This window comes from Domibacillus sp. A3M-37 (assembly GCF_024213455.1).
GTDB lineage: Bacteria > Bacillota > Bacilli > Bacillales > Domibacillaceae > Domibacillus > Domibacillus tundrae.
This window is the reverse complement of sequence record NZ_JANAVL010000001.1, coordinates 583211-600489: the sequence shown is the minus strand read 5'-3', so window position 1 is coordinate 600489 and position 17279 is coordinate 583211. Positions and strand designations below refer to the sequence as shown.

Sequence of the window (17279 nt, the reverse complement as noted above, 5' to 3'; positions counted from 1 at the left end):
AAAAAGGATGTGGAATGGATGGAAACAACACTTTTATATGGAAAAGACGGATTAACGATCAATGTTCCGGATCATTCATTTGTGGTCGAGCCGAGTCATTTACCTGGAGTGGAAGATGAACAGGCTGCCCTGCAGCAGGCGCTCCGGCAGCCGATCGGGTGTGAGCCGCTGAAAGAGATGGTTAAGGAAAATCAAACAGTAGCGATTGTCATTAGCGACATAACAAGGCCGACCCCCAATCACAAGCTTGTGCCGGCTCTTATTGAAGAGCTCAGTCACGTGCCGCTCCAAAACTTTGTCATTATCAACGGAACCGGAACACACCGTGACCAGACAAAAGAAGAGTTTGTCGGCATGCTGGGCGAATGGGTCGTTGATAATATTCGCATCGTGAACAACCAGTGCCACAATCAGGATGAGCTCGTTAAAATCGGAAAAAGCACGTTTGGCTGTGATGTGTACTTGAATAAAGACTATGTAGAAGCCGACATACGGATTGTTACCGGGTTTATCGAGCCGCATTTTTTCGCTGGTTTTTCAGGCGGGCCAAAAGGCATTATGCCGGGCATCGCTGGAATCGAAACCATTATGACGTTTCATAATGCGCGAATGATTGGCGACGCACGCTCGACATGGGGCAATATGAATGATAATCCGGTCCAGCAAATGACGCGTGAAATCAACGCGATGTGCAAGCCGGATTTTATGCTGAATGTGACATTAAATGGAGACAAGGAAATTACCGCTGTTTTTGCCGGTGAATTATATGAGGCACATGATCGGGGCTGTGAATTTGTGAAAGAGCACGCGATGAGCCGGTGCAAGAAACGGTTTGATGTCGTCATTACATCAAATGCGGGCTATCCGCTTGACCAAAATCTGTATCAGGCAGTCAAAGGAATGAGTGCTGCGCATAAGATTGTGAAAAAAGGCGGCACCATTGTGATTGCATCCCAATGTGCGGACGGGCTGCCGGATCACGGCAACTATTCGAAGATTTTCGAGATGGCGGATACCCCGCAGCAGCTTTTGGATATGATTAATGATCCTGAATTTAAAATGTTTGATCAGTGGCAGGTGCAAAAGCAGGCTGTGACACAGGTGTGGGCGGATGTGCATGTATACTCCACGTTGACAGATGAACAGGTAACAGGAGCGATGCTGACGCCGGTGCACAATATGGAAGAAACACTTAGCCGGCTAAAAGAAAAATACGGTGAAGAAATGACAGTCGCCGTGCTGCCGCTCGGTCCGCTTACCATTCCATACGTAGAAGAATAGATGGGCGGTTGTGACAAATGAACAATCTTTTAATGATTGCTGATGACTTAACCGGTGCATGTGATGCAGGTATTCAGTTTGCGGCAGGCGGCTTTGCTTCTGTGGTGCTGTTTGACCAGGCCGGCACGCATGCCCGAAAAGCGGATGCGGTTATTTTTGACACCGCGAGCCGGGCGATGATGCCAGAAAAATCGTATGAAGCAGTCCGTGAATACCTGAGGGGCTTAAATGCAGCTGAGTTTGATGTTCTTTATAAAAAAATGGATTCGACGCTGCGGGGCAATATCGGCAGCGAGCTGGACGCCATGATGGATCAGTCCGGAATCCCATTTGCAGTAGTAGCCCCGGCACTGCCTGCGTTAAACCGGGTAACGAAAAAAGGCGTTCATTACTGGAATGGTGTGGAGATTGCAAAAACCGAAATGGGCCGCGATCCGAAAACACCCGTGACGGAGTCCGATATTGTCAAACTGCTTTCGGCTCAGTCAAAGCGGACCGCGGGTTTAATTGATCAATCTGTTCTTTACGCAGATGAATCGGTGTTTAAAGAGAAAGTAGCCCATTTGATCGACAAGGGCTGTACACTGTTCGTCTGTGATGCGGAGACTGCTGAAGATTTGAAACAAATTGTCTTGCGTTTTTCCGATTGGGACTCTCCTTTGGTTTGGGCCGGTTCAGCTGGTTTAGCGGAATGCCTCGTAAGCGGTGAGGAAAAAAGAGCAGAAGAATTTGTGTTAAAACCAGCGGGACCCGTTTTGCTTCTTTGCGGAAGCCGTTCATCGCTCACGAAAAAACAAACGGACCATGTGAAAATGGAATTTGGTGCGGCGTCCGTTACCATTCAGCCGGATCAGCTGTTGGACCCAACTAAACGGGAGACTGAAATCGCCCGTTGCGTTAAGGATTTAAAGCACTTTTTTGAAAATGGAAGGGATGCGGTACTGGATGTAGGTGATTCAGCAGTAAAAGAAACGGACCTTCTGCCAGCGCTTATTGAAGAAGCACTCGGGCTTGCGGCGGCTAAAGTTATTCGTTCCTGCCAGTTAAAGCGCGTCATTTTAACCGGCGGCGACACCGCTAAAGCGGCTGCACGCCAGCTTGGAGCGGAAGGAATGGAACTGATCCGGGAGATTGAAACGGGTATTCCGCTTGCCCGGATGCTTGGTACACCTGATTTAACGGTCGTCACAAAAGCAGGTGCTTTTGGCGGACCGCATTCGCTTGGCCATGCGTTAACTTTATTGAAGGGACAGATGAAATGAAACCAATTATTGCTATTACAATGGGGGATGCTGCAGGGGTCGGACCTGAAATAATTGTGAAAGCTCTACAAAATCAAGCGGTGTATGACCAATGCCGTCCAGTCGTTATTGGGGATGCCCAAATCATGAAGCGGGCACTGTTTTTCACCCAATCAGGTTTGACGATTCGGTCTATTTCCGCAATAGAAGACGCCGCTTTTGAAAAAAGTACAGTAGATGTTTTAGATTTAGCGCTACTAGATGCTGATCTTCCGGTGGGAAACGTATCAAAGGAAGCGGGCCATGCGGCGTTTCTTTTTTTAAAGAAAGGGATTGAGCTTGCGAACGATGGAAAGATTGATGCCATTTGCACCGCTCCGCTCAATAAAGAAGCGCTGCACTTAGCGGGGCACAAGTACCCGGGGCATACAGAAATATTAGCTGCGCTGACAGGAACAGAAGACTACGCAATGATGCTCACGGCTCCGACGCTGCGGGTCATTCATGTAACGACCCATGTCGGGCTGGTCAAAGCGGTGGAACTTATCACACCGGAGCGCGTGTATAATGTCATTCAGCTTGCCGATCAAACGCTGAGAAAAGCAGGGATTGATTCACCAAAAATTGCAGTGTGCGGCATTAATCCGCATGCGGGGGAAAATGGATTGTTTGGGGACGGGGAAGAAGCATCCAAAATTGAACCGGCTGTTGAAAAAGCACAGGGAGAAGGTATTTTAGTGTCCGGTCCGATGCCGGCGGATACGTTATTTTACCGGGCCGTCCGGGGCGACTTCGACATCGTGGTGGCGATGTATCATGACCAAGGCCATGCACCGATCAAAGTGCTGGGGCTCGAAGCTGGTGTTAATATTACGGTCGGATTGCCTATTATTCGGACAAGCGTCGATCACGGAACAGCCTTTGATATTGCTGGAACCGGAACAGCCGATGAGCAAAGCCTGCTTGAAGCGATCCGGCAGGCAGCCGAACTGGCGCCGAAACGATAAAGGAGCGGTACGATTATGATTCATCAAAAATACGCGCATCTCCAGCACCTATTGCGGGAAATGGAAACGGTTGTGGTCGCTTTTTCCGGCGGTGTTGACAGTACATTTTTATTAAAAGCTGCGGTCGACACGCTAGGAGCGGAGCGCGTTTTGGCGGTAACCGCCGATTCAGAAACGTATCCGACAAGTGAATTAAAAGAAGCCAAATCGCTGGCGAAGCGAATCGGCGTCTCTCATCAAGTAATTGAAACATCGGAACTGGCCATTCCGGGTTAAGCGGAAAACAATCAAAACCGCTGCTATTTTTGCAAAAGCAGCTTATTTGATCACGTGCTACCGCTGCTTGATAGGTATCAGTTTAAAAACGTGGTGTATGGTGTCATTGCGGATGACGCAAATGAATTCCGGCTGGGGATGAAAGCAGCCAATGAAAAAGGCATCCGGGGGCCGCTTATGGAAGCGGATTTGTTTAAAGAAGAAATCCGTATACTTTCAAAAGACTTGAATTTGCCTACGTGGGACAAGCCATCTTTCGCCTGTTTGTCTTCAAGAATTGCCTATGGAGAAACGATTACAAAAGAAAAGCTGACGAAAGTTGACCGGTCAGAAGCATATTTAAAATCGCTCGGTATTCGCCAAGTAAGAGTCCGCACGCATGGTGATACGGCCCGAATTGAAGTGGAGCCGGCAGAAATGGCGCATGTGCTGGCCTGCCATGCAGCCATCTCAAAACGTTTAAAGCAGTTCGGTTATAAGTACGTGTCACTTGACTTAGGAGGCTACACGAGCGGCAGCATGAATCGAGCGCTGGCGTCAATTTGATCGATAGAAAAAAAGCAGTAGACTATAAGGTTGATTAAGCACTTCGTTATCGGAGTGCTGTTTTTGTATGAATTTGTTGTATGAATTTGTCGGACGAATTTACTTAATATAGAAGGATTTACATTTTATAATGGAAGAGTACTCCGAATATTGTGCGAAAAGGCAAAATCGTTGAAAAGCGATGACGCAAAACTATAGGGGCTAAGGGAATGAACCTAGGCCAGCCAGTTGCCGAATACGATTTCGTACAATTTGATAGAGGAGGAATACATTATGCCATTATATAGCATGAAAGAGATTTGGACTCCATTGAAGTGGGTAGGCATTAAGTTTTTCAAGACATTAGATGAGGGAGCTTATTTTGTGAAGGTTGGAAACAAGCCGAGAAAGAAAATAGGCTGAAAAAGCCGAGTGGATTCATTGCTCGAAAAATATTGAAATAGGTTATAAAACAAGTCAAAGGGCCTATCATTCTTTCACGCTTCCTAGTTATACTAGTTTTAAAAAGCAGGGAAGGTGTCCATTTCCATGAAAAGACTGGATGGAGGATTGTCTTAAGCACTCCTTTATGGGTTTCCTTTTTTGGATGAGTAAAGACATTTCTATAAATCAGTCATGGCCAGCCATTTTCTCACTCGGCTGGCTATTTTTATTGAGCAGCGTAACGAGCCATATCGCCAGGCTTTTTATTCTTATTTGTGAATATAAAGGAGAGTAAGTGAATCTTGCTTTCTTCAACGCGGATGTTTTCATATAATGGTTGATGTACATTTTAAAAAAAGGAGGCCTGGTGATAAATGGTGGATAAAATGAGTGTTTCTGATCATGTGCCTTTTGGAATAATGGTAATAAACCAAGCTGGTGTGGTCAAGTATAGTAACGATATCGCTTTGGATATGATTGGAGGAAGTAAAAAGCAAGTAGATCATGCGAAAATCTTAGAGCTCATCCCTGAAAGTAATGTGATTAAGGCTATTAAAACAGGGTATCCATCTATCATTTCTGTTCACAAAGAAAAGAAACCACCGATTATTCTTTATGAATGCTCAATGAAAGACGAAAACAACCATTCCACTGGTTTGATCATTATGTTTCATGCCAGTTTCGTTGAACATCTTGCGTATCACTGCAAAAAAATTGGAGAATTAAAACAAGAACTTGATTTAATTATGGATTTAGTAGGGGAACTTGTCACCATTACAGATGGTCAAGGGCGAATATTAAGAGTAAATGAAGCGTGTGAACGGATAATGGGGGTCAAACGCAAAGATTTTATCGGGAAGCCGATGGACATGCTGGAATCAGAAAAAATAGTGGATCATTCTTCAACCAAAAAGGTCATTGAAGAGGGGCGGAGCATCACCATCGTCCAAACGACTAAATCGGGTAAAAGGCTATTGGTCACAGGCTACCCTGTTTTTAATGAAAAAGGTACTCTTGAAAAGATCATAAATATCTCTAAAGACATTACAGAAACAGAAGAGCTGTCAAAGAAGCTTGAGGAGACAAAAGAACTAGCCAGACAATATCAGTCCGAACTGTCAAATAAAGCTGTCCTGGAAGAACATGAACCGATTGTAAAATCCAGATCAATGAAGAATACATATGATTTAATTAATCGAATCGCAGAGGTAGATTCACCTGTTCTTTTTATCGGGGAATCCGGGGTCGGGAAAGAATTTTTCGCGAAAATCCTGCATGAAAAGAGTATAAGAAAAGAAAAGCCTTTTGTTAAAGTGAATTTCGGAGCGATTCCTGAACACATTATGGAAAAAGAACTATTTGGGGATTTGAGATACGGAACAAAAGGGCTGATAGCAGCAGCTGCTAATGGCACTTTATTTTTAGATGAAATTGAAAAGATTCCGCTTCACCTGCAAGTAAAGCTGCTGCAAATGCTGCAAGAGAATGAAGTCCATTCAACTGGTGATTTAGAAACAATTCATGTTGATGTACGGGTTATTACATCGACAAATCAAAATTTAGAAGACTTAGTAAAAGAGGGCCGCTTTCGGACAGACCTTTACTACTGGCTGAATGTAGCGACGATTTATATACCAAGTTTAAAAGAGCGGAAAGAAGAGGTTCCATTTTTAGCTCAATATTTTTTGAATGTTTTTAATAAAAAATACAATAGAAGAAAAACATTTAATCAGCATCTTCTTCAAGCTTTTGTCGAGCACGAGTGGGCTGGAAACGTACGGGAACTTCAAAATATGGTGGAACGGCTTGTGGTCACAACATCGCATGATGAAATTACGGACGATCAGCTTCCCGGTAACTTTTTTAAACGGCCGATTCAACTTAACAGAGAGAACCTTTCGTTAAAAGAAGCGGTCGATTTATACGAAAAACAAATGATCGAAGACATATTATCTCGTTGCCGGAACATGAAAGAAGCAAGCGGTAAGTTAGGAGTAGATCCGTCAACATTATCCAGAAAAATCAAAAAATTAAATATTGAAATTGCAAAAATGCAATACCGATTTTAATTTTGCAATTTTTAAAAAAATTATGAAAACCAGTGTGTAAGATTATAAAATGTTTGGGTCAATTGCGTTTTTGCAATTGACTTTTTTTGTCTTGAAAATGTTTGTCAGATTTTCTGTCTTATGTGAAGTGACCGGCTGATTTATTACATACAATGAGCTTAATTCCAAGATTCAAAAAGAAGTCAGGCAAGAACATCACAAGTTGATAAGGAGTGCAGAGAAATGAAACTAGTAGGTGTCGATGTAGGTGGAACGTTTACAGATATTATGTATACCGATACAGAAGAAAGAAAGACTTGGATTAATAAAGTTCCTACAACGTTAGAGGATCCATCCATCGGTGTGGTTGATGGGATTTCGGAGCTTTGTGAGAAGGAAGGAATCGATAAACGTTTCATTCATCATGTCTTTCACGGGACAACAATCGCCACCAATTCCATTTTAGAATATGACGGGGCAAAGACAGGAATGATCACGACAAAAGGGTTTCGTGATATCACACACATTGGAAGACATCAACGGCCGCAAAATTATTCCATCATGCAGGAAATACCTTGGCAGGATCGCCCGTTAATTCAGCGGCGCCATCGAAAAGTAGTAAGCGAAAGGCTCGTTCCTCCAAGAGGAGATGTTCTTATTCCACTTGATGAAGAGGAAGTGAGAGAGGCTGTTCGAGAACTTAAAGCGGAAAGGGTTGAGTCAATTATCGTGGCCTTTCTCTTCTCATATATTAACCCCGTCCATGAAGAACGCGTAAAAGAGATTATCAAGGAAGAGTATCCGGAAGCGTTTGTTACCACTTCAGCGGATATTTCTCCTCAATTCCGAGAATTTGAACGGTTTACGTCAGCGGCCATTAATGGGTTTGTGGGACCAAAAGTGAAAAGCTATATTGATAATTTAAAAACGGGGCTGAAAAAGTCTGGATTTAATGCGGATTTGCATATTATGTGCTCTAACGGAGGCGTTGGAACAGCAGAATTTGTTTCTGCGAGACCTGTCAATACGTTATTATCAGGGCCTGCTGCTGGTGTGTTGGGAGGAAGATGGTCAGGAAATCTTTCGGAAAAAGAGAAACTGATTACATTTGATGTAGGAGGAACAAGTGCCGATATTGGCATCATTACGGAACAGGGTATTGATGAATCGACCGCACGGGATACATGGATTGCCGGCTTTCCTGTTATGGTACCGATGATTGATATTCATACAATTGGTGCAGGTGGAGGAAGCATCGCTTATGTTGATGCAGGTGGCGCATTCAAAGTAGGACCTAGAAGTGCTGGTTCCAGACCGGGGCCGGCGAGCTACGGGCACGGAGGAACGAAGCCGACCGTGACGGATGCGAATGTTGTACTGGGGCGATTGGACGAAGATAATTTTCTCGGCGGTTCAATGAAAATTTATCAACAAGAAGGCTTCAAAGTAGTAGAACAATTGGCTGGACAATTATCGCTTCCTGTAGAAGAAACAGCTGAAGGGATTTTAACCATTGTGAACAATAGCATGGCAAACGCCATTCGGGAAAAAACGATTCAAAAAGGGCAGGATCCCCGTGAGTTTTCGCTGGTTGCTTTCGGTGGTGCCGGTCCATTGCATGCGGTTGAGGTTGCGCAGATTCTTGACATTCCGGAAGTCATCATTCCACCTCACCCCGGCATTACATCGGCGACAGGCTTGCTGACAACGGATTTAAAATATGACTCGATTAAGACGGAATTTATGTTAAGCAGTGACATGGATGTTAAGCGACTGAATAAAGATTTTGAATTATTGGGTCAGCAAATTGTCAATCAATTATCGGATGATGGCATCCAGCCGTCTCAGGTGGAGCTGCAGCGAACAGCGGACTGCCGGTATGTTGGGCAAGGATATGAGCTTCGCGTAAATATACCTGCCGGGGAAATAACAGAAGAAAGTACTCAGCTTGTCTGGGATGAATTCCATGAACTGCACAAAAAAGAGTACGGCCATCTTTTTGAAAACAGTCCAATTGAAATTGTTAATGTACGTATGACTGGCAAAGGTGTAATGCCAAAAATTCAAAAGCCTTTTGTAGAAACAACAGGGACCGTTGAAGATGCCCTGATTAAGAAAGGGAAAACAACCTTTCGTGTCGATGGAAAATTACAGAGCTTTGAAACGAACTTTTATCAAAGAGAAAAACTTCCATCAAATGGAGTTATTCAAGGACCGGCGATCATTTTCCAAAAAGACACAACGACGGTGATGCCGCCGAACTGTACAGCAACGGTAGAGGAAAATGGAAATATTTTGATCAAGATAGGAGGAGGCATACAATGAATCAATCTGGACAGGTAATCGCCATTGACCCCATCACGTCTCAAGTCATTCAAGGAGCATTGGAAAATATTGCGATTGAAATGGGCCATAAACTTGCACGTATGTCCTATTCAAGCATTATTCGTGAATCAGAAGATTTCGGCTGTGCCTTGGTGGACACGAATGTTCAACAGCTATGTGAGTCCACGCAAAGTACACCCCTTCAATCTGGTCCCATCCCGGGATATGTGAGGGGAATTAAAAAAATATTTGCAGAGCGGGGTGATGACTTCTGTCCTGGGGATGTAATCATGCACAACTCTGCCTACCATGGAGCTTCGCATGGCCCGGATATCGGCATATGTATTCCTGTTTTTTATCAAGAAGAATTGGTTGGTTTTTCAGTCACAACCGCCCATCATTTGGATATTGGCGCGTTAACGCCGGGAAGCTGCGGGATTGTCGATGCGGTAGACGCTTATGCAGAGGGCCTGCAATTCAAAGCCATTAAAGTATATGAAAATGGACAAAAAAATCGCCAGGTTTGGAATATGCTTAGAGATAACATACGTGCAACTGAAATGGTTGTCGGAGATATTGAAGCGCAAATTGCAGCAGCGAAAATTGGTGCTGACCGATACATTGAGCTCATTGAAAAGTACGGGCTGGAGAAGGTATTGGCAGCCAGCGAAGACTTGATGAGATATTCGGAAACGATGCTTCGCAGCGCCATTGAGAAACTGCCGGATGGTACCTATTATGCGGAAGGATTTCTCGACGGTTATTTAGACAGCCCGGATCCTGCAAAAAAGGATTTAACGATTGCAGTTGCCCTGACCATTTCCGGAAGTGATATTAAGGTGGATTTAAGCGGAACTTCCCCGCAAGTAGACCGGCCAATTAATATGCCGTTTGAAGGAACGGTGGACTGCGCCATTTATTTGACATTACGTTCAATCCTGCTTGATTCAAATACGTATGGCTCTATCCCTCAAAATGCAGGATTAATAAGACCGATTGCCATTTACGCACCAAAAGGGACGTTGTGCAATCCGATCTTTCCTGCACCGACCATTGCTCGTTTTTGTCCGGGGAATGTCATTGCCGATACGGTCATGAAGGCGCTTAGTCAAGTAGTGCCGAAGCAGGTCAGTGCCGGGGTAGGGAACCTGAAAGTGGTCTCCTACAGCGGTCTGGATAATGAAGACTATTGGGTTTTTATGGACATTATGGAAGGCAGCTATGGAGGAAGAAATGGATTAAATGGGATGGATGCAGTTGATACCCTTTATGCGAACACACGCAACAACCCGATTGAAGACATAGAAGCGCACTACCCTCTCCGGGTTAACCGATACGAATTACGTAATGACGCATGTGCTCCCGGCAAATGGAGAGGCGGGATCGGTTCTGTAAAAGAGGTTGCGTTCTTGGCGGACGGCAGCATTTCTTTAGAAGGCGACGGCCATAAATATGCGCCTTGGGGCTTTTCCGGAGGCTCAGAAGGATTTGTAGGGAATGTTATTTTAAACTATGGAACTGAAAAAGAAAAAAGTCTTCCTTCTAAACTTCCAAATATGGTCATGAAAGAAGGAGACACTATTTTGCTCACAGGACCGAGCGGCGGTGGATATGGAGATCCATTTGAACGGGATCCAAACCTGGTCCTTCATGATGTCATTGATGGGTATATTTCTCTGTCAAATGCTGAAGAAGCGTATGGCGTAGTAATTGAAGAAGGAAACGTGAATGTTGAAAAAACAATGGCATTGAGAAATTCCATGTAAATAATCTGTGAGGGTGTCTCAAAGGTCGACCCTGAAGACCTTTGGAATAGCTTCATAAAAAATGAAAGGTGGAAATATGAAACAGCTATTTCGGATTAACAACCAGAGAATATCAAATCGAATCGAAGAATTAGCCTGTATCGGGAAAACGAAGAACGGCGGGGTCACGAGAAAAGCGTTAACAAAAGAAGATGATCAAGCATTAAAATTGGTTTCCGAGTGGATGAACGAGGCCGGTTTACAGGTGAGGATGGATCATTTTGGAAATTTGATCGGCCGAAAAGAGGGAAAGAACCCTTCAGCGCCAGCCGTTATGATCGGATCGCATATTGATACGGTTCCGAATGGCGGGAAATTTGATGGAACGATTGGCGTGCTGGGCGGGATTGAAGTAGCTCAGATCATAAAAGAAGAAAACATATGGATGGAGCACCCGCTGGAAGTCGTTGCTTTTAGCGATGAAGAAGGGGCACGTTTTCAAGGAGGATTATTTGGAAGCAGGGGAATGGCAGGAAAAGTAAGAGAGGATGAGATGTATCAAAAGGATGAAGACGGAATAAGCCGTTTTGAAGCGTTAATGGCTTTTGGCCTTAATCCAATGTTACATGATCAAAGTATAAGAGAACGCGGAGAGATAAAGGTTTATTTAGAGATGCATATTGAGCAGGGCCCCTATTTACAGACGATAAATAAGCCGGTTGGAATCGTGACAGGCATTGCCGGACCGGCCTGGCTAAGCATCAAAGTTATGGGAGAATCAGGGCATGCTGGAACGGTTCCCATGCCGCTTAGGAAAGATGCCATGGCCGGTGCTGCAGACATCATCAGCCGAATTGAACAAATATGCGCTCAAGATTCACAAAGCGCCACAGTCGGAACGGTAGGCAAAATGATGGTAACCCCCGGTGGTGCTAATGTGATCCCTGAATGCGTCGAATTTACGCTGGACATTCGAGATATTGATCTGGAAAGAAGAAATCAACGGATTAGTGAAGTGGAACAAATGGTTGGAAAAGTATGTAGGGAACGGCAATTAACATTTAAAATTAAGCAGCATCTGCTTCAGGCCCCTGTTAATTGTGCGGCCCATGTTATCAAAATGATGGAGAGTATTGAAGCGTCCCTTGCCATTGATGCCCCAAAAATGATTAGTGGAGCCGGACACGATGCGATGTCAATGAATGAAATAACTGATATTGGCATGATATTTGTCCGCTGCCGTGATGGAATTAGTCACAACCCCAATGAATGGGCGGATGTAGAGGATATTTCAAAAGGGACATCGCTGCTGTTGGAAACAGCCCTTCATTATTTGTCATTTCCAATCAAAAAGGAGGTTTTTTAAATGAAAAAAGAAAAAGAACTAAGTCTCATTGGGAAAGATATCATTCCTACAAAGGAACAGGAACGAACAATATCCACTTTTGGCTTTTTCTTACTCTGGATTGGAATTGCGGTACAGTTAGTCACATTTGTCACAGCAGCCCAGCTTTATCCTGCACTATCACCAACACAAATTGTAGTGGCCGCTTTGCTTGGGAATTTAGTTGTCGCTGCTTTGCTTACCTTATTAGGTGATTTTGGCATAAAATATGGAATTCCGTATGCTGTCTTTATCCGGGCTTGTTTTGGTTATCTTGGAACTCATATTCCAGCGACAGTTCGGGCAGTACCGGCAATCTTTTGGTTTGGATTTCAAACGTGGATGGGCGCTGCTGCATTAAATGAAATTATGAAAGTATTATTTGGATATTCTAATCTCACCTTGTTAATTATTTTATTCGGGGCTGTGCAAATTATTAATACGGCGATGGGAATGGAAGCAATTAAACTATTTGAAATGCTGGCAGCGCCAAGTATATTGGTTATAGGGATTTATCTGCAATATTTAATTATGAATAGATTCGATACTTCTTTAAGCTCTTTATTTGCGCAAGAAGGAAACGGCAGTGTCTCACTTGGCTATGGTGTCGTTGTCTTCATGGGGCTGTACATTACAATGGCTTTAAATGCTTCAGATTTTACCCGGTTCTTAAAAGTGAATAAACAAGATCGAATGGGCAGCTGGCTGAAAACGAATAAAGGCAGTGCGATAGCACACACTCTAGGGCTGGTAAGTTCTACGATTTTGTTCACTATCATTGGAATGACAAGCGGTGTCGCAACTGGGAACTGGGATCCGATTGCAGTTATGACCGAAGTGCTTGGAGAGGGAAATCCATTCATCTTGGTGGTTTGTTTAGCGTTTGTCATTATTGCACAGTGGTCAACCAATATTAGTGCAAATTTACTTCCACCTGCTTACATCATGGTTAACTATTTCCCTAAGAAAATCTCTTTTACACACGGGGCCATCATCGCAGGGATTATAGGGTTAGTGATACAGCCTTGGCAATTTGCCGATTTTCTTCCTCAAATTTTAATTGCTATTTCTGCTCTTTTAGCGCCAATTGCCGGTATTATGTTTTGTGATTATTATCTGTTAAGAAAGCGCCAATTAAATTTGGAGGAGCTTTACAGATCCGGAGGGCAGTATAAATATTGGAACAATATTAACCCTGCTGCGATCATTGCCTATATTCCGGCTGGAATTACTGTTTACATGTTCCCTGACTATGGATTCATCACTGCTTTTATTGTGTCAAATGTTCTCTATTATCCATTAATGAAATTCTGGATTGGGAAAAAATATTACCAGCCGGAAATATACGGAAAGATTGAGCTAAAACATCAGTTGGATGAAAAGGTGAAAATAAATGAGGAGGCAATGTAATGAAAATTAAAGTTATTAATCCTAATACAACGATTGAAATGACCAAAGGAATTGAACATGCTGCGTTAAGTGTAAAAAGGGAAGATACAGAAATCATTGCGGTTAGTCCAAAAATGGGACCGGCTTCAATTGAATCATTTTATGACGAGTATTTAAGTATTCCAGGTGTCATTGATGAGGTGAGAAAAGGAGAAAGCGAAGGGGTAGATGCATATGTCATTGCTTGTTATGGAGATCCGGGTTTGCAGGCTGCCCGGGAAGTGACTGCCGCGCCGGTTATTGGAATAGCAGAATCTTCTATGTATATGGCTTCCATGCTAGCAGCACGATTTTCAGTCGTCACGGTGCTGCCGCGGATTAAAACAATGATCGAGGAGCTTGTGGAAGGGTATGGAATGGGGCACCGGGTTGTGAATGTCCGGACCACGCCAATGGGTGTGCTTGATTTTGAAAAAGATCCTGTAAAAGGGATGGAAATGTTAAGGCAGGAAAGCAGAAGGGCCCTTGAAGAAGATCATGCAGAAGCGATTCTTTTAGGGTGTGCGGGAATGGCTGAATTTGCAAATGAATTAGAGAAAGAACTGGGCATACCCGTCATTGATGGGGTTGTAGCCGGGGTGAAATTTGCAGAGGCTATTGTGGACTTAGGGAAAACAACCAGTAAATTTAAAACGTATAAATTCCCGGAAAAGAAAGAATATATCGGGCTGTTAGCTCATTTCGCCAGCAATACAGAGAAAGCCATACCTGATAAATTTTGAATATTCTGACTGATAAAGAATGATTGATAAACATTAAAAAGATGATATATGTAAGTTTAGCAGCAAAGACCAAGACGATGGTTTGTGCTGCTGTTTTTTTGCAGCAGAAGTGACAAAAAAGCTGAGAAGGCCCTTTTGCTCTTTTTTGTTCAAGTAATAATTGCCGCAATAGATTGGTCACGCAAACATAGAAATAGTCATGAAAACTAGCTAATCGCCACGAAACACCGCTAACGGTCTATTAGTCTTTCATTCTTCCTATGCTATACTAGTTTCAAAAAGCAGGGAGGGTTTCCATGAAAAGGTTTCAGGTTTGGCTTTTGGCGTTAATGCTTGTCTTCCCATCGCTTGCGCAGGCAGCGGTGACAGATGAGTTTGCGGTTTCGAATGGAGTAACATATACAGAAATAGTCGAGGATGGGACGGTGCCTCAGTCCATTCGAGTGATGGAGATTGATGCAACGGACCCATATACAAAGGTAGAAGCAGGCGTGCCGGATCCGCTGAATAAGCTCGTTCAGACGTCAAAGCAGGCGCTGGCAGCGAGTGAAGAAGGGCATGAGGTCATCGGCGCGATTAATGGATCGTTTTTTAATCGGGAGCCGATGCCGCTTTATTTTGTGGCGATCGATAATTATTTAGTGAACGGCGGAATGGTAGAGTCGAGTGCAGACGAGTTTGTCAGCCAGATGATTGCGTTTGGCATGAACAAAAATGGCAAAGGGCAAATCGACCAGTATTCGACGCAGTTTACATATTCGCACAACGGTGCGACAGGTACGATGGCCGGACATAACGGGCAGCGCCATCCGAATACGACGATGGTGTACACGCCGAATTTCTCAGCAGGTGTGACGACAACAAATCCGTATGGCTACGAAGTGATTGTAGTGGGTGCGGGTGATCCGTCGCTTCGATTTGGTGAATCATTAACGGGTAAAGTGATCGGATTCCGTCCTTATGGAGAAGCGAAGGGAGCGGCTATTCCAAAGGACGGCTTCGTTTTGTCCGCGCATGGGACAGAAGCAGAAGCGCTTAGCCAAATGAAAATAGGCGACACGGTGTCGGTGTCTGTTAATGTGGATGAAAAGTGGCAGGGGGCTGATTTTATGATTGGCAGCGGGCCGATGCTTGTCAAAGACGGCAAGGTGGCGCTGACCATGAACCCGAACAGCCCGAAAGCACGTGAAAAAGCGCCGCGTACAGCGGTGGCGATTGATCAAACAGGTGACAAAGTGGCCTTTATTACGGTGGATGGACGCCAGTCTGGCTACAGCACCGGCATGAGTTTGTCGGAATTTGCGGCGTACATTCAGTCGCTTGGCTACGACCGGGCGCTGAACATGGATGGCGGCGGTTCGACAACGATGCTGGCGCGTGAACCGGGCGACTTTACCGCAACGATTCAAAACAAGCCGTCTGATGTATGGGGCGAGCGGCCGGTTTCCACGTTTTTAATGGCGATCACGACCGCGCCTAAAGGCGTGCCGACGACGATTAACGCAGTGTTGTCCTCTGGCGCCGCGCTTTCGATTGGTGAATCTGTTGGCGTGAAGATTGACTCGATTATGGATGAATACGGCAATCCAGTGAAAGTGGAAAATGTGGCAATCACATCTGACCTCGGTACGGTCTCAGGAACGACCTTTACCGCTACAAAAGCAGGCACCGGCTTTATTTCGGTGAAAAAAGGAACCGCTGAAGTAAGGCTTCCGGTGACGGTCAAAGCGGCGCCTGAAAATAAAGCAAGTTTATTAGATTCATTTGAGGAATCGGGCTGGTCTGTCTCACCCGTGAAAACAGTTGCGTATGACGGCAGCCATTCGCTGAAAGTCGACAGCACCGCTCAGCCGGCTCAGCCCATTGCACTTTCCGGCAGTCCAACACTCGTCAGTATGCGTGTGTACGGCCAGGCGGATGGTGCGCAAATTACCGGGACGTTCCTTGATGCTAAAGGTGTTTCTCACAACGCGTCATTTGGAACAGTTACGTGGAACGGCTGGAAATATGTAAGCGTACCAGTGCAAAGCAGCTGGACGAAGCTTTCGGCTCTTTCAGTCACAAAACCGGGTGTGTACATGGATGCGCTGAAATCTGTGTATGGCACATCGTATAAAGAAGAACTGTTCCGCGACGTTCCGGTTGGCTTCCGGGCGGAAACGGATATTGCTTCGCTTGTAAATCAAGCGGTTATCAGCGGATTCCCGGATGGTAAGTTTCAGCCGCAGACGACGTTAACACGTGTACAGGCGGCGATTATGCTGCAGCGGGCGATGAAGCTTCCGGTTGCCGGTGTGAAAAATCCAGGCTTTACAGACGTTCCAGCAACGTATTCTTCTTATGGAAGCATCGCGGCTGTAGCAGAAGCGGGTATTATGTTTGGCCGTGCGGATGGTACATTTGATCCGCAGGCGCAGCTGACCCGCGCTGAAATGGCTGCGGTTTTGAAACGGGCGCTCGAGCTGCCGGAAGCGGAGAAAAACTACTTCCCGGATAATTATGCCGGTACGTTTTCATACAGCTCGATTAACGCACTCGCTGCATCCGGCATTACACAAGGATTTCCAGACGGAACATTTCGTCCGCGGGAACCAATCAAGCGCGCGGATTTCAGTATCTTTTTGAACCAAGGGCTTGAGAAAAACTAATTTTTGAGCAGAATATAGCTCTCTTGGGGCAGAATCTTTCATTTTGGGCCGGTTTTTTGCATGCCTGGGCCGGAAAAAAATTTTTCCGACCCAGGCGACGCAGATACCGACCCAAATTTTTTTATACCGCCTCTAAAAAAATAAAAGGACTGGCCTCTCCAGCTTACCCCGAATTTACGGTGGT

The 17279-nt window shown here is 44.8% G+C and carries 11 protein-coding genes, 1 pseudogene and 1 riboswitch; all 12 genes and pseudogenes read left to right on the top strand.

Features of this window, described 5'->3' with window-relative positions; genetic code table 11:
- The first annotated feature begins 18 nt into the window (after positions 1-18).
- Positions 19-1281 carry a nickel-dependent lactate racemase gene (gene larA / locus NLX67_RS02980; protein WP_254310321.1) on the top strand — a complete coding sequence of 421 codons (1263 nt, stop codon included), beginning with the start codon at positions 19-21 and terminating at the stop codon, positions 1279-1281.
- 17 nt (positions 1282-1298) lie between these two features.
- Positions 1299-2543 carry a four-carbon acid sugar kinase family protein gene (locus NLX67_RS02975; protein WP_254310320.1) on the top strand — a complete coding sequence of 415 codons (1245 nt, stop codon included), beginning with the start codon at positions 1299-1301 and terminating at the stop codon, positions 2541-2543.
- Positions 2540-3529, top strand: a complete 990-nt coding sequence (gene pdxA, locus NLX67_RS02970; RefSeq protein WP_254310319.1) for a 4-hydroxythreonine-4-phosphate dehydrogenase PdxA — start codon at positions 2540-2542, stop codon at positions 3527-3529. The genes NLX67_RS02975 and pdxA overlap by 4 nt, the downstream gene beginning before the upstream one ends.
- A 15-nt stretch (positions 3530-3544) precedes the next feature.
- Positions 3545-4351, top strand: a pseudogene (gene larE / locus NLX67_RS02965) (ATP-dependent sacrificial sulfur transferase LarE).
- 151 nt (positions 4352-4502) lie between these two features.
- A riboswitch (cyclic di-GMP riboswitch) is annotated at positions 4503-4587 on the top strand.
- Positions 4588-4624: 37 nt separating this feature from the next.
- Positions 4625-4753: a hypothetical protein gene (locus NLX67_RS22710; RefSeq protein ID WP_256519522.1), complete on the top strand. Its 129-nt coding sequence runs from the start codon at positions 4625-4627 to the stop codon at positions 4751-4753.
- A gap of 395 nt (positions 4754-5148) precedes the next feature.
- Entirely contained in the window at positions 5149-6843 is a 1695-nt protein-coding gene (locus NLX67_RS02960) for a sigma 54-interacting transcriptional regulator (protein WP_254310318.1), read from the top strand.
- A 222-nt stretch (positions 6844-7065) separates the two neighbouring features.
- A complete protein-coding gene (locus NLX67_RS02955) occupies positions 7066-9147 on the top strand; it encodes a hydantoinase/oxoprolinase family protein (RefSeq protein ID WP_254310317.1) in 2082 nt (693 codons plus the stop codon).
- Positions 9144-10913 (top strand): hydantoinase B/oxoprolinase family protein, encoded by a 1770-nt coding sequence (locus tag NLX67_RS02950; RefSeq protein ID WP_254310316.1) that lies wholly within the window; start codon positions 9144-9146, stop codon positions 10911-10913. The genes NLX67_RS02955 and NLX67_RS02950 overlap by 4 nt, the downstream gene beginning before the upstream one ends.
- Positions 10914-10989: 76 nt before the next feature.
- Positions 10990-12258 (top strand): M20 family metallo-hydrolase, encoded by a 1269-nt coding sequence (locus NLX67_RS02945; protein ID WP_254310315.1) that lies wholly within the window; start codon positions 10990-10992, stop codon positions 12256-12258.
- A complete protein-coding gene (locus NLX67_RS02940) occupies positions 12259-13686 on the top strand; it encodes a cytosine permease (protein ID WP_254310314.1) in 1428 nt (475 codons plus the stop codon).
- Positions 13686-14447, top strand: a complete 762-nt coding sequence (locus tag NLX67_RS02935) for an aspartate/glutamate racemase family protein (RefSeq protein WP_254310313.1) — start codon at positions 13686-13688, stop codon at positions 14445-14447. The genes NLX67_RS02940 and NLX67_RS02935 overlap by 1 nt, the downstream gene beginning before the upstream one ends.
- A gap of 296 nt (positions 14448-14743) precedes the next feature.
- The gene (locus NLX67_RS02930; RefSeq protein WP_254310312.1) at positions 14744-17095 is read left to right on the top strand and encodes a phosphodiester glycosidase family protein; all 2352 of its coding nucleotides are present in this window, start codon (positions 14744-14746) and stop codon (positions 17093-17095) included.
- The last annotated feature ends 184 nt before the right edge of the window (positions 17096-17279 follow it).